Origin of the sequence: Pelagovum sp. HNIBRBA483, from assembly GCF_040931995.1 — a bacterium.
In the GTDB taxonomy this organism is placed as follows: domain Bacteria; phylum Pseudomonadota; class Alphaproteobacteria; order Rhodobacterales; family Rhodobacteraceae; genus JAEPMR01.
In genome coordinates, this window is record NZ_CP162412.1 from 2,016,596 (window position 1) to 2,029,766 (window position 13,171).

Consider the following 13,171-nt stretch of genomic DNA (forward strand, 5'->3'; position numbering starts at 1 on the left):
TCACTCCGCCGCGATCTTTGCTGAGGCGCGCGCTTTGGCATTGGCCGAAAGTTCAGCCATCAATTGGCTGGCCCGCGCGATCGGGTTGGTCATGTAGAAGTCGCTCACCGCGTTGCGGAAGTCCGCCTTGCCAAGCTTCTTCGCCGGCAGCGGCGTCCATTCATTCTCCGGTACGGTGTCGATCTCAGCCAGATGCGGCACGGCTGCGACCAGAGCCTGACGCAGCTGCGCAAGGCTGTCATACGGCAGCGTCTCGCCCAGTTCGGCAGAAAGCGCCCGCAGGATCGCCCAGTTTTCTTTGGCGTCACCCGGCGCAAAGCCCGCACGCATCGCTAATTGCGGGCGGCCTTCGGTGTTCACGAACAGGCCGTTTTCCTCGGTGTAGGCGGCACCCGGCAGGATGATATCCGCACGGTGCGCACCACGGTCGCCATGGCTACCCTGATAGATGACGAATGCACCGTCAGCGATCTCAACTTCATCAGCACCGAGGTTATAGATCACCTCCGCACCCTCAATGGCAGCATCCATGCCACCTGCAGTCACAGCTCCCACATCCATCGCACCAACGCGGCCAGCAGCCGTGTGCAGCACCATCAGTTTGGAGCCGGATGCTTCAGCCAGCGCCATTGCCTCGGCCAGAACAGCTTCACCATCGGCCTCACGCAGCGCGCCCTGCCCCACGATCACCACGCTATCAGCGCCCTCGGCGTCCTTGGCGAGCGACGATTTCGCGCGGGCCAATTCATCACGTCCCGTGCCGAAATGTGCATAATCATATGTCAGATCAACAGCTTCGCCGATCAGGCCAACCTGCGCACCAGCGAGCCATGCCTTGCGGATACGCGCATTCAGAACCGGCGCCTCAGTGCGCGGGTTGGTTCCCACCAGCATCACAAACTTGGCGCTATCAATGTCTTCGATCGCTGCAGTGCCGACATAGGCCGAGCGATTTCCGGCAGGCAACTTCGCGCCGTCCGTCCGGCACTCAACGCGCCCACCCATGCCTTCGATCATCTGCTTGAGCGCAAACGCCGCTTCGACAGGCGCCAAATCACCCACGAGGCCAGCAACAGCCTTACCTTTCATCGCGGCGGCGGCAGCTGCAAGCGCCTCCCCCCAGCTCGCCTTGCGCAGCTTGCCGTTCTCACGAATGTAGGGTGTATCCAAACGCTGGCGCCGCAGTCCGTCCCAAACAAAGCGCGTCTTGTCGGAAATCCATTCCTCGTTCACGCCGTCATGGTTGCGCGGCAGGAAGCGCATCACTTCGCGCCCCTTCGTGTCCACACGAATGTTCGAGCCAAGCGCGTCCATCACGTCGATGGATTCGGTCTTGGTCAGCTCCCACGGACGCGCTGTAAATGCGTAGGGTTTCGATACCAGCGCACCGACGGGGCACAGATCAATGATGTTGCCCTGCATGTTGCTTTCGAGCGTCTCACCCAGATAGCTGGTGATCTCCGCATCCTCGCCACGGCCCGTTTGGCCCATCTGGCTAATGCCAGCGACCTCGGTGGTGAAGCGCACGCAACGTGTGCAGGAAATGCAGCGGGTCATATGGGTTTCAACGAGCGGCCCAAGATCGAGATCTTCCGTCGCCCGCTTCGGCTCGCGGAAACGGCTAAAGTCGACGCCATAGGCCATCGCCTGATCTTGCAGGTCACACTCGCCACCCTGATCGCAGATCGGGCAATCCAGCGGGTGGTTGATCAGCAGAAATTCCATCACGCCTTCGCGCGCCTTCTTCACCATCGGCGAATTGGTCTTCACGACGGGCGGCTGCCCCTCAGGACCAGGCCGCAAATCACGCACCTGCATGGCGCAGCTGGCGGCGGGCTTCGGCGGGCCGCCAACAACTTCAACAAGGCACATGCGGCAGTTACCGGCAATCGACAGCCGCTCATGATAGCAGAAGCGGGGCACTTCGATTCCCGCCTGTTCACAGGCCTGAATCAGGGTCATGCTCCCTGGTACTTCCAGCTCGTTTCCATCGATGATGATTTTGCGCAGATCAGACATGGCCAGCCTATCGTTCCCGTTTGCATGACCTGCGTCAGCCGCTTGGGACATCACAGGTCGTTTGCAGTCGGGGCCTTCTAACGTGCTAACGCGCCCGATGAAAGGCGCTTCATGCCCAAATTAGCAGGAAATTTTGCCTCCGAGGCCAATCATTTTCAGCGCAACAAGCGTCCAATCTGACTTTCAGCCGCGATCTCACGCGCGCCAACCGCACAATGGCTCGCAACATCACCCGGAATTGCGCCCAAATCGGCAAGCCGCGCGCGGGCGACCTCCTCCAATGCATCCTTCTGCACATCGTCAGCGATGAACGCCGAAACCTCTTCCTTGGAATAGCCCATTTGCCGCGCCTTCTGCTCCAGTTCGGCAAGATAAAACACACCGCGCACAATCCGCGCGCGGATATCGGGGCACACTTCAGAAATTTCGTAGGCGATTCCCGTCGCGATCAAACCTTCCCTGATTTCAAACACTTGCGAGAGCGGCTTCTTCCCGCTCTCGACGGTCTGCGCGACAGCCACCATAGGCAATGCAGCGATTGCAACCGCCATACCAGCGCCCGCGACGGCCCTCAAATTTGTGATGTTATGATGCCTGCTCATGGAGCGAATGTCGGTCTTTGCCGTTTGATATTCAATATCCTTGTGCGAAAACCCTACCCCAAATGCAAAACGCCCCTGTCTGGGACAAGGGCGTTTCATACAGCATTCCCGAAGATCACTCGGCGGCGAGCGCCTTGCCTTTGATCCGGTCTTCGATCTCGTCGCGGAAATTGCGGATAAGGCCCTGAATAGGCCACGCCGCCGCATCACCCAGCGCACAGATCGTATGGCCTTCAACCTGCTTGGTCACGTCGAACAGCATGTCGATCTCCTCAACCGATGCATTGCCCTGCACCAAGCGCTCCATGACACGCATCATCCAGCCGGTGCCTTCACGGCAAGGGGTGCACTGGCCGCAGCTTTCATGCTTGTAGAATTTCGAAAGCCGCCAGATCGCCTTGATGATATCGACAGAGTTGTCCATCACGATCACCGCAGCGGTGCCAAGGCCGGAGCCAAGCTCACCCCGCAGGTAATCGAAATCCATGATCGCGTCTTTCATCTTCTCACCGCGCACGCACGGCACAGAAGACCCACCCGGGATAACCGCTTTCAGATTGTCCCATCCACCACGGATGCCACCGCAATGCTTCTCGATCAATTCCTCAAACGTGATCGACATCTCTTCTTCGACGACACATGGATTGTTCACATGACCCGAGATCGCAAACAGCTTGGTGCCCGCGTTATTTGCACGCCCAAATCCCGAGAACCAGCTCGCCCCACGGCGCAGGATCGTCGGCACAACAGCAATTGATTCCACGTTGTTCACCGTGGTCGGGCACCCATAAAGGCCAGCGCCCGCAGGGAACGGCGGCTTCATCCGCGGCATGCCTTTCTTGCCTTCAAGGCTTTCAAGCAGCGCGGTTTCCTCACCACAGATGTAAGCACCGGCACCGTGATGCAGGTAGAGGTCAAAATCCCAGCCCGATCCGGCAGCATTCTTGCCCACAAGGCCCGCGTCATAGGCCTCGTCGATCGCCGCCTGAAGCGCTTCGCGCTCACGAATGTATTCGCCACGAATATAAATGTAGCAGGCATGCGCATTCATCGCGAAGCTGGCAATCAGGCAGCCTTCGATCAGCGTATGTGGGTCATGGCGCATGATCTCGCGGTCTTTACAGGTGCCCGGCTCGGATTCGTCGGCGTTCACTACCAGATAGGACGGACGCCCATCGCTTTCCTTCGGCATGAAAGACCACTTTAGGCCTGTCGGGAAGCCCGCACCACCACGGCCGCGCAGACCGGATGCTTTCATCTCGTCGATGATCCAGTCGCGGCCTTTCTTGATGATCGCGCCAGTGCCATCCCAATGCCCACGCGCCTGCGCGCCTTTCAGCGTGCGCTCATGCATACCGTAGATATTGGTAAAAATCCGGTCCTGATCCTTGAGCATGGCCTTACCCTTTGTCCTTCTGACGCTTCCGCCAGATGTCATATGTCATCCACAACGCCCAGCCAAAACCGGCCAGAGCCATCAGATCAAAGAGCGCCCGTACCCGTCCGGACAAGCCCAACTCCGATCCTGCATAAATAGCGACAATCCAGAAGATCCCCGTTCCAGCCATCAGCAGCGCCGCGCGCCGCCCAGCCTGTGCCAGTTCCTGATCTCTGTTCTGCGCCATCCTCGTTTTCCGCCCCCGCCCTCCGGCGACGGCTACTCCTTAATTACTTACCGCCAGCCAGCGCAGCGGCCTGATCAACCCAGCCATCACGCTCAATGCGCCCGCGTGCTTTGGCGGCATCGTCAACCCATGCAACCTCCGCCGGCGACCACTTTGCAATCTGGTCGTAATGAAAAATGCCCAACCCGTTGAGCGTCTCTTCCATCTTCGGTCCCAATCCGGTGATCTTTTTCAGATCGTCCGCGCCCGCCTTACGCGCCGCTTTCAGGACACGGGGCTTTTTCGCAGCCACCTTCGCTTCATCAGCTGTCTCAACTGGCGCTTTGGCGGCCTTCGGTGCCGCAGCTTTCTTCGCTACCGGCTTCTTGGCTGTCGCTTTGCTCTTGTCCAGCCACGGTGTCAGTATTGGCACTTCGGTGCCGTCAATCCGCTTGACGGTATCGCCAATGTCCTTTGCCAACTGGGCCGATGCGTTGAACTGCTGCCGCCCGCTTTCATGATCCGTCAGGCTGGTCAGCCCCTTCAACGGCTCCGCTGCATAGCGTCCGTTCTGCGGGCCGGGCGTCGGCACCTTGCCAGCGGCCAGTTCATCGAGGATTTCGGCAAACCGTTCCGCTGTCAGATCCTCGTAGTAATCCTTGCCGATTTGCACCATCGGCGCGTTCGAACAAGCGCCAAGGCACTCGACCTCTTCCCAGCTGAACTTCCCATCAGCCGAAACGACATGCGCCTTATCAGCGATCTTTTCCTTGCACACAGCGATCAAATCTTCCGCGCCGCAAATCATGCAGGACAGCGTCCCGCAGACCTGCACATGCGCCACGCTGCCCACCGGCTGAAGCTGGAACATGAAGTAGAAAGAAGCCACTTCCAGCGCACGAATGTAGGCCAAGCCCAACATATCCGCGACCGCTTCGATAGCAGGGCGGCTCAACCAGCCCTCCTGCTCCTGCGCCCGCCACAGGAGCGGAATAATCGCAGAGGCTTGGCGGCCTTCTGGGTACTTCGTGATCTGCGCCTCAGCCCATTTCTGGTTCTCGGGCGTAAAGGCAAAGCTCTCGGGCTGTTCATGATAGAGACGACGAAGCATCAGATCGAACCTTTGGTCTGTGCCAGCCGCCCATGGCAGCCAGCGAAAGTATAATCACATATTTCGGTATCCAATCGGATCACCGGTCGATTTCTCCGAACACAACATCCATCGTGCCGATGATGGCCGACACATCCGCCAACTGGTGGCCCTTACAGATGTGATCCATCGCCTGAAGGTGCAGATAACCCGGCGCGCGCAGCTTGGCGCGATACGGCTTGTTGGAGCCATCTGCCACCAGATAGACGCCAAACTCACCTTTCGGTGCTTCGACAGCGGCATAGACCTCACCCTCAGGGACGTGGAAGCCTTCGGTATAAAGTTTGAAGTGATGGATCAGCGCTTCCATCGACTGTTTCATGTCGGTCCGCTTCGGCGGCGTGATCTTACCACGCGCCAGCACATCGCCCTGCCCTTCAGGGGCGCGCAGCTTTTCTATCGCCTGCAAGATGATCGAGGTCGACTGGCGCATCTCTTCCATCCGGCAGAGGTAACGATCATAGCAATCGCCGTTCTTGCCGACGGGTATCTGGAACTCGAACTCGTCATAGCACTCATAGGGCTGCGCACGGCGCAAATCCCACGCAAGGCCCGAGCCGCGCACCATTACGCCAGAGAAGCCCCATTGCTGGATTTCCTCTTCCGTGACGACGCCGATATCCACGTTCCGCTGCTTGAAAATCCGGTTTTCGGTCAACAGCCCGTCGATGTCGTCAAGCACATTGGGGAATGCCTTCGCCCAAGCTTCGATATCGTTGAGCAGCGCTGGCGGCAGATCCTGATGCACACCGCCCGGGCGGAAATAGGCCGCATGCAAACGCGCACCACAAGCACGCTCATAGAAAACCATCAGCTTCTCACGCTCTTCAAAGCCCCAGAGCGGCGGCGTCAGTGCGCCCACGTCCATAGCCTGTGTCGTCACGTTCAGAAGGTGGTTCAGCACGCGCCCGATCTCGGAATACAGAACACGGATCAGCGACGCGCGGCGCGGCACTTCAACGCCGGTCAGCCTCTCGATGGCCAAGCACCATGCATGTTCCTGATTCATCGGCGCCACATAGTCGAGGCGGTCGAAATACGGCAGGTTTTGCAGATAGGTGCGGCTTTCCATCAGCTTTTCGGTGCCACGGTGCAGCAGGCCGATGTGCGGGTCGCAGCGTTCCACGATCTCGCCGTCCAGCTCCAGCACAAGCCGCAAAACACCGTGCGCCGCAGGGTGCTGCGGCCCGAAGTTGATGTTGAAATTGCGGATCTTCTGTTCGCCCGTTACGGCGTCTTCAAATCCCTTGGTCCCGTCCATCATGCACTTGCCCTCGCAAGGTTGGCCCGCCGGTCGGCAGGCAGGGTGGCAACAGTTTCAGCCGCCCGATTGTGTTGAAGTTTCAGCACCGCCACGCGCCTACCCCTTTGCCTCAGCCTTGTCATCGCCCGGAAGGATGTATTCTGCACCTTCCCATGGGCTCATGAAATCAAACTGCCGGTATTCCTGCACCAGTTTGACCGGCTCATAGACGACCCGCTTCTGCACCTCGTCATAGCGCACTTCGGTGTAGCCGGTTGTCGGGAAGTCCTTGCGCAGCGGATACCCGCGGAAGCCATAATCCGTCAGGATACGGCGCAGGTCCGGATGGCCGGTAAACAGAATGCCGAACATGTCGAAAACCTCGCGCTCGAACCAGTTCGCGCTCGGATGCACCTCGAGTATCGACGGTACCATCTCCTCCTCGCGGATCGAAACCCGCAACCGGATACGGTGGTTTTGGTACATGGACAGCATGTGGTAAACGACGTCGAACCGTTTTGCACGGCCCGGATAGTCCACCGCCGTGATATCCACGAGGGTCGAAAACTGACAATTGCTATCGGTCTTCAGGAATTCGACAAACGCCACGAGGTTTGACGGCGCCACATCCACATTCAGTTCGCCGTGGGTCACATCCCAGCCCAGAACACAATCGTTCCGCTTCAGCTCGAGAAGCTCGCCCAGTTCTTTCAGCGCATCAGACATCTCGTCGCTCCCTTAGCGGATAATGGTTCCGGTACGGCGCATTTTGCGCTGCAATTGCAGGATACCGTAGAGCAGCGCCTCTGCCGTCGGCGGGCAGCCAGGTACATACACATCTACCGGAACGATCCGGTCACAGCCACGCACAACAGAATAGCTGTAATGATAGTAGCCACCACCATTCGCGCATGATCCCATCGAGATCACATAGCGCGGCTCCGGCATCTGGTCATAGACCTTGCGCAGCGCAGGGGCCATTTTGTTGGTCAGCGTCCCCGCAACGATCATCAGGTCGGATTGGCGCGGCGACGCACGCGGCGCAGTACCAAAACGCTCAAGGTCATAACGCGGCATCGAGGTGTGCATCATCTCGACCGCGCAGCAAGCCAGACCAAAGGTCATCCAGTGCAGCGAGCCGGTCCGCGCCCAGTTAATGATGTCAGCCGTCGAGGTGACGAGAAAGCCCTTGTCCTGCAACTCCGCGTTCAGCGCCTGAGTCGCAACTTCGCGATCGGCACCAGCGGTGTTGGCTCCGGTCATCACTCCCATTCCAGCGCTCCCTTCTTCCATTCATAGGCGAAGCCGATCGTCAGCACGCCGAGGAAAACCATCATCGACCAGAACGCCACCATCGACAGGTCTTTAAACGCCACTGCCCACGGGAACAGGAACGCGACCTCAAGATCGAAGATAATGAACAAGATCGACACCAGATAAAAACGGACATCGAATTTCATGCGTGCGTCGTCGAATGCGTTGAACCCGCATTCGTAGGCCGAGACTTTCTCGAGGTCCGGGTTGCGCACCGCAATCACCGCAGCAGCGACGATAAAGACCAGGCCAAGCACAATGGCGAGGCCAAGAAAAATCAGGATCGGGAGGTATTCGCGAAGCAGGTCTTCCACGACTGTTCCTTTCTCATGCTGCGAGGTCCCGAAAGTGCAACCGCTCTGGAACCCGCACCAGACGTCATTTGGCTGCGCCGTGCATACCGCCGCACCCTGAAAGGGTCAACCGAGCCGCACCGCAATATATACCTAAAATCGCGTCTCTACCCGCATATTTAAGTTCTGCGCCCCTACTGCGCCGCGGCGGCATGTCGCGCCATGGCCTCATCGCGGATAATCCGCGCGATTAACGCGCAGTCTTCAATGCTGAAGGTCAGCGGTAAACGCATGTCTATCAGCCCCGCCAAAACCGAATCCGTGCGCGGCATCGGCGCACTTTCCGCATAGCGCCAGCTATCGTAGCGCGAGGTAAAGCCAACCGGCTCCGCGCCGCCGAACCATTTCAGCTCGACACCCCGCGCCGCGCAGCCTTTCAGGAAGTCCTGAACCGCCTCAGGCGCCCAATGTGGCAACAGGAACTGGATCGAGGACGCGACATAGCCTTCCTTTTCAGGACGCTCCACAATCGCCAGCCCGGGCGTGTTGCGCAGGCCTTCCTCGACCACCTTGTATAGCGCGTTCCAGCGTTGGCACTGCCGCGGCAAATCCTTGATTTGCGGGCGGAGAATCGCCGCCCGCAGGTTATCCATGCGCCCCGAGATATTCGGCGTGACGTATTTCACCTGCTCAAACACCTCGCGCGATGGCGCAGCACGGTGGCGTTCGTAGAGCATATAGCTGCCAGAGAGGATGATAGCCCGCGCCATGCCTTCTTCGTCATCCGTAATGAGGAAGCCCCCCTCACCTGAGTTCACATGCTTATAGGTCTGGGTCGAATAGCACCCGAACTTGCCCCACCGCCCTGAGGGCACGCCGTTCCAGTCCGCGCCCATCGTGTGCGCACAATCCTCGATCACCGTCACACCGGCGTCGTCACAGATCTGCATGAGCCGTTCCATATCACAGATATGGCCCCGCATATGCGACAACAGCAGAACATTCGCCTGGTCGATCTTTTCTTCAAGATCATCGAGGTCGATCACTAACCCCTCTGTCACGCCCACAAAAATCGGGCGCCCACCGACAGCCGCAATTGCTCCCGGCACCGGTGCCAGCGTGAATGCATTCGTCAGCACCGCATCCCCCGGCTCAACGCCACTGGCGCGCAGCGCCGTGGTCATCGCATAGCCGCCGGATGCAACTGCAAGGCAGTAGGATGCGCCGGTTTGCGCCGCAAATTCCTCTTCGAGCAACGCCGTCTGCGCGATCTCGCCGTCAATTGTGTTATAGCGGTGCAGTCGACCGCTTTTCATCACCCCCAACGCCGCCGCGATCCCGTCCTCGGGAATCGGCTCCTGCTGGGTGAAACTGCCTGTGAATATCTCTGTCATGGCGGCACATTGATAAGTTGGGCAAGCGTCGTCAATGCTGTCATGCGACCCGCCATGTCGCGATTGATCCAGACTTCTCACTGTCTCTCGCTGACGCTCTGCTCAACGGAGGCCCTCATGACCCAAACACCCGCACCGCTCGATTTCGCCCTGTCCCTCGCATGGGATGACCTCCCTTCCGACTGCCAAGCGCGGGCGCGTCTGTGCCTGCTCGATCTTGTCGGCATCGCTATCGGCGGCGCGCAAACACGTCTCAGCACCATCATTCGCGACCACGCCCATGCCGAATTTGGCGGCAATTTCCCGATGCTGCTCGATACCCGCAGCTCCAGCGCCTCTGGCGTCGCCTTGGCGGCCGGCATGACGATTGACGCGCTCGACGGCCATGACGGCTACAACCCCGCCAAAGGCCATATCGGTAGCCCAACCTTTGCAGGCCTCTGGCCCCTCGCCCACCGGCACGAAGCGGATGGCCGCGCCTTCCTCACCGCGCTTGCCGTTGGTTACGAATTCGGCGCCCGCGTGGCCGAGGCACAGCACGCCACCGCCCCCGACTATCACACCTCCGGCAGTTGGGGTGCCGTGGCCGTCGCGGCTTCTGGCGCTCGCCTTGCGGGGCTGTCGCCCGATCAAACACGCCACGCCCTCGGCATTGCCGAGTATCACGGCCCGCGCAGTCAAATGATGCGCTGCATTGATCACCCGACCATGCTCAAAGACGGCTCCGGCTGGGGCGCCATGTGCGGCGTCTCCGCCATCGACCTCGCCGCCCGCGGTTTTACCGGCGCACCTGCGATCACTGTTGAGAATGCGCCCACCTACTGGGCGGACCTCGGCAGCCGTTGGGCGATCATGGAGCAGTATTTCAAGCCCTACCCTGTCTGCCGCTGGGCACAGCCGCCTGTTGAGGCGCTTCTCACACTCCGCCGCCAGCATGGTCTGACCTCCGATCAGGTCGCGCGGATCGAGGTCGAAAGTTTTCACGAATCCACCCGCCTCGCGACCCGCCGCCCCGCCTCGACCGAAGAGGCCCAGTATTCGACCTCCTTCCCCTGCGCCGTGGCGATGGTGCGCGGCGGCATCACACCCGCCGACATTTCCGACGATGCGCTGACCGACCCCGAAATCCTGCGCCTGTCCGACAGCATGATCATGCGCGAAGCAGAGGTCGCCAATGCTGCATTCCCCAATCGTCGCCTCGCCCGCACGACCTTGGTGTTGACGGATGGGAGCGAACTGCAAAGTGAGTGGCACGAGCCTCGTTGGGATGCCACGTCGCCGCCAACCGATACCGAATTGCGCGCGAAGTTTCACTCAATCGCAGATCCGGCAGTAGGAACCGCACGCGCCGCCGCAATCGAAAACGCGATCAACGCACTGGATACCACGCCCCTCTCGGAACTCTCGCGCCTACTGTCTCAGCCAATCAACGCCGAAACCACATCCGGCAGTTCCGCGTAATCGTCCAACAAAGCTTGTGGCAGCATCTCGCGCACCGCATCGCCCAGCGGCCCGAATGTCACGAGGATCGAGGCGATGCCCGCCGCCCGCGCTGTCTCACGGTCGGTGATCGTGTCTCCCACCAGAACCGCGCGCGCAGGGTCACCGCCCGCCCGCTTGATTGCTTCGCGCAATGGTGCGGGGTCAGGCTTGCGTACAGGGAGCGTATCAGCCCCAACAAGCGAGCCGAATAAATCCCGCACCCCAAGGCTGACCATCAACCGTTCCGCTAGCGCTTCGGGTTTGTTCGTGCAAATCCCCACGCAATAGCCCAGCGCCGAAAGCTCTTTGACCGCCTCTGCCACACCGGGGAAAAGCGTCGTATGATGATCCAGCGCCTCCGAATAAGCCTCCAACAGACGCGGATACTGCCACTCAATTTCTGCGTCACCATAGCTTCCCGTTCGCCGGAAACCCTCGCGCAGCATCGCCTTGCCGCCCTGCATTCCCACCCAGCCATCCGTCAGCGGGTCCAACACATCGCCTAAACCCAAGTCGCGAAAACAGACATTCGCCGCGTTGATCAGGTCGCGGCTCGTATCCGCCAAGGTTCCATCAAGATCAAAAATGACACTGCGCATGGCGTCTCCTATTGCTCCCCGCACATGTAACGTTTCGAAAGGTCTTGTGAAGCCACTTCGCTTGCGCTGGCACGAAAGCCATGTAGTAAGAGTGCAAAAATATGTTTCGATAGAGGTATTATGAGCGTCGCTTGCGTAATTCTTGCCGCAGGAATGGGCACCCGAATGAATTCGGACCTTCCAAAAGTGCTCCATCAGGTCGCCGGTGCGCCAATGGTCGTTCATTCGATCAAGGCAGCCACCGCCATCGAGGCTGAGCGGATCGTCGTCGTCACCGGCCACGGCGCCGCGCAAGTCACCAAGGCCGTGCAGGATTGGAACCCAGACACCGCCACCGTCGAACAGACCGAGCAACTCGGCACCGCGCATGCCGTCCTTCAAGCGCGTGACGCTTTGGCTGGGTTTTCAGGCGACGTGATCGTTCTCTACGGTGACACCCCCTTCATCCGCCCCGAGACGCTCGAAACCATGCGCGCCGCGCGTCAAAGCCACGCCGTTGTCGTCCTCGGCTTCGAGGCCGCCGATCCGGACCGCTACGGCCGCCTGAAAATGGCAGGTGACACGCTCGACTCCATCGTCGAATTCAAAGATGCAACCGATGCTGAGAAAGCCATTACCTTCTGTAATTCCGGCGTTCTCTGCGCGGATGCAACGACACTCTTCTCCCTTCTCGATGAGGTCGGGAACGACAACGCATCAGGCGAGTTTTACCTGACCGACATCGTCGCCATCGCCAACGAGCGCGGGCTGTCCGCCACCGCCGTCACCTGCCCCGAGGCAGAGACGATGGGCGTCAACGACCGCGCACAACTGGCCGCCGCAGAACGCATCTTTCAGGCTAACGCCCGCGCCGAGGCGATGGAAAACGGCGTTACGCTCACCGCGCCTGAAACCGTCTTTTTCGCCCATGACACGGTGATTGGCCGCGACACCATAATCGAACCGAACGTGATCTTCGGCCCCGATGTCACAATCGAAAGCGGCACCCGCATCCGCGCTTTCTCTCATCTCGAAGGCTGCCACGTCAGCCGCGGCGCGACTGTCGGCCCCTTCGCCCGCCTCCGCCCCGGCGCGGAGCTGGCCGAGGATGTCCATGTCGGCAATTTCTGCGAGATCAAGAACGCCACCATCGACGAAGGCGCGAAGGTTAATCACCTCTCCTATATCGGCGATGCCTCGGTCGGTGCGCGCACCAATATCGGCGCGGGCACCATCACCTGCAACTATGACGGCGTGTTCAAACACCGCACTACGATAGGTCGCGAGGCGTTCATCGGCTCCAATACCATGCTCGTGGCCCCCGTCACCGTTGGCGACCGCGCCCTCACTGGCTCCGGCTCGGTCATCACACAGGATATTCCCGCTGATGCCCTTTCCGTCGCCCGCGCAAAACAAGTGAACAAACCCGGCCTTGGAAAGCGCCTGATGGATTCGCTCCGCGCCCGCAAATCCGCAAAGAAGGAGCAGTAAC

At 59.9% G+C, this 13,171-nt stretch carries 13 protein-coding genes; 2 read left to right on the plus strand and 11 right to left on the minus strand.

From position 1 onward, the window contains the following. The 10 genes from nuoG to AB1E42_RS10020 form a co-directional block, all read right to left on the minus strand. Entirely contained in the window at nucleotides 1–2,019 is a 2,019-nt protein-coding gene (gene nuoG / locus AB1E42_RS09975; RefSeq protein WP_368346407.1) for an NADH-quinone oxidoreductase subunit NuoG, read from the minus strand. A gap of 155 nt (nucleotides 2,020–2,174) precedes the next feature. Further along, nucleotides 2,175–2,570 carry a DUF5333 domain-containing protein gene (locus tag AB1E42_RS09980; protein ID WP_368344094.1) on the minus strand — a complete coding sequence of 132 codons (396 nt, stop codon included), beginning with the start codon at nucleotides 2,568–2,570 and terminating at the stop codon, nucleotides 2,175–2,177. Between the two features lie 166 nt (nucleotides 2,571–2,736). Further along, complete coding sequence (nuoF, locus tag AB1E42_RS09985) at nucleotides 2,737–4,017, minus strand: NADH-quinone oxidoreductase subunit NuoF (protein ID WP_368344095.1); 1,281 nt, start codon at nucleotides 4,015–4,017, stop codon at nucleotides 2,737–2,739. A 4-nt stretch (nucleotides 4,018–4,021) separates the two neighbouring features. After that, nucleotides 4,022–4,246: a DUF5337 domain-containing protein gene (locus tag AB1E42_RS09990; RefSeq protein ID WP_368344096.1), complete on the minus strand. Its 225-nt coding sequence runs from the start codon at nucleotides 4,244–4,246 to the stop codon at nucleotides 4,022–4,024. Between the two features lie 43 nt (nucleotides 4,247–4,289). Then, entirely contained in the window at nucleotides 4,290–5,336 is a 1,047-nt protein-coding gene (nuoE, locus tag AB1E42_RS09995; RefSeq protein ID WP_368344097.1) for an NADH-quinone oxidoreductase subunit NuoE, read from the minus strand. Between the two features lie 79 nt (nucleotides 5,337–5,415). After that, the gene (locus AB1E42_RS10000) at nucleotides 5,416–6,636 is read right to left on the minus strand and encodes an NADH-quinone oxidoreductase subunit D (protein ID WP_368346408.1); all 1,221 of its coding nucleotides are present in this window, start codon (nucleotides 6,634–6,636) and stop codon (nucleotides 5,416–5,418) included. Nucleotides 6,637–6,735: 99 nt separating this feature from the next. Beyond that, entirely contained in the window at nucleotides 6,736–7,344 is a 609-nt protein-coding gene (locus AB1E42_RS10005; protein WP_368344098.1) for an NADH-quinone oxidoreductase subunit C, read from the minus strand. A 12-nt stretch (nucleotides 7,345–7,356) separates the two neighbouring features. After that, a complete protein-coding gene (locus tag AB1E42_RS10010; RefSeq protein ID WP_368344099.1) occupies nucleotides 7,357–7,890 on the minus strand; it encodes an NADH-quinone oxidoreductase subunit B family protein in 534 nt (177 codons plus the stop codon). After that, nucleotides 7,881–8,246 (minus strand): NADH-quinone oxidoreductase subunit A, encoded by a 366-nt coding sequence (locus AB1E42_RS10015; RefSeq protein ID WP_368344100.1) that lies wholly within the window; start codon nucleotides 8,244–8,246, stop codon nucleotides 7,881–7,883. The genes AB1E42_RS10010 and AB1E42_RS10015 overlap by 10 nt, the downstream gene beginning before the upstream one ends. Before the next feature lie 173 nt (nucleotides 8,247–8,419). Next, a complete protein-coding gene (locus AB1E42_RS10020) occupies nucleotides 8,420–9,619 on the minus strand; it encodes a DegT/DnrJ/EryC1/StrS family aminotransferase (protein WP_368344101.1) in 1,200 nt (399 codons plus the stop codon). Nucleotides 9,620–9,736: 117 nt separating this feature from the next. On the opposite strand from AB1E42_RS10020, the gene AB1E42_RS10025 reads away from it, so the two are divergent. After that, nucleotides 9,737–11,080: an MmgE/PrpD family protein gene (locus AB1E42_RS10025; protein ID WP_368344102.1), complete on the plus strand. Its 1,344-nt coding sequence runs from the start codon at nucleotides 9,737–9,739 to the stop codon at nucleotides 11,078–11,080. Here AB1E42_RS10025 and AB1E42_RS10030 read toward each other — a convergent pair. Continuing rightward, entirely contained in the window at nucleotides 11,038–11,700 is a 663-nt protein-coding gene (locus tag AB1E42_RS10030) for an HAD-IA family hydrolase (RefSeq protein WP_368344103.1), read from the minus strand. The genes AB1E42_RS10025 and AB1E42_RS10030 overlap by 43 nt on opposite strands. A gap of 120 nt (nucleotides 11,701–11,820) precedes the next feature. Here AB1E42_RS10030 and glmU point away from each other — a divergent pair, with 120 nt between their 5' ends. Next, nucleotides 11,821–13,170, plus strand: a complete 1,350-nt coding sequence (gene glmU / locus AB1E42_RS10035) for a bifunctional UDP-N-acetylglucosamine diphosphorylase/glucosamine-1-phosphate N-acetyltransferase GlmU (protein ID WP_368344104.1) — start codon at nucleotides 11,821–11,823, stop codon at nucleotides 13,168–13,170. The last annotated feature ends 1 nt before the right edge of the window (nucleotide 13,171 follow it).

Excerpts from the sequence above, each read along its gene's own strand:
- nuoG (WP_368346407.1), bottom strand. The coding sequence starts at position 2,019 with ATGTCTGATCTGCGCAAAATCATCATCGATGGAAACGAGCTGGAAGTA.
- AB1E42_RS09980 (WP_368344094.1), bottom strand. The coding sequence starts at position 2,570 with ATGGCGGTTGCAATCGCTGCATTGCCTATGGTGGCTGTCGCGCAGACC.
- nuoF (WP_368344095.1), bottom strand. The coding sequence starts at position 4,017 with ATGCTCAAGGATCAGGACCGGATTTTTACCAATATCTACGGTATGCAT.
- AB1E42_RS09990 (WP_368344096.1), bottom strand. The coding sequence starts at position 4,246 with ATGGCGCAGAACAGAGATCAGGAACTGGCACAGGCTGGGCGGCGCGCG.
- nuoE (WP_368344097.1), bottom strand. The coding sequence starts at position 5,336 with ATGCTTCGTCGTCTCTATCATGAACAGCCCGAGAGCTTTGCCTTTACG.
- AB1E42_RS10000 (WP_368346408.1), bottom strand. The coding sequence starts at position 6,636 with ATGGACGGGACCAAGGGATTTGAAGACGCCGTAACGGGCGAACAGAAG.
- AB1E42_RS10005 (WP_368344098.1), bottom strand. The coding sequence starts at position 7,344 with ATGTCTGATGCGCTGAAAGAACTGGGCGAGCTTCTCGAGCTGAAGCGG.
- AB1E42_RS10010 (WP_368344099.1), bottom strand. The coding sequence starts at position 7,890 with ATGGGAGTGATGACCGGAGCCAACACCGCTGGTGCCGATCGCGAAGTT.
- AB1E42_RS10020 (WP_368344101.1), bottom strand. The coding sequence starts at position 9,619 with ATGACAGAGATATTCACAGGCAGTTTCACCCAGCAGGAGCCGATTCCC.
- AB1E42_RS10025 (WP_368344102.1), top strand. The coding sequence starts at position 9,737 with ATGACCCAAACACCCGCACCGCTCGATTTCGCCCTGTCCCTCGCATGG.
- AB1E42_RS10030 (WP_368344103.1), bottom strand. The coding sequence starts at position 11,700 with ATGCGCAGTGTCATTTTTGATCTTGATGGAACCTTGGCGGATACGAGC.
- glmU (WP_368344104.1), top strand. The coding sequence starts at position 11,821 with ATGAGCGTCGCTTGCGTAATTCTTGCCGCAGGAATGGGCACCCGAATG.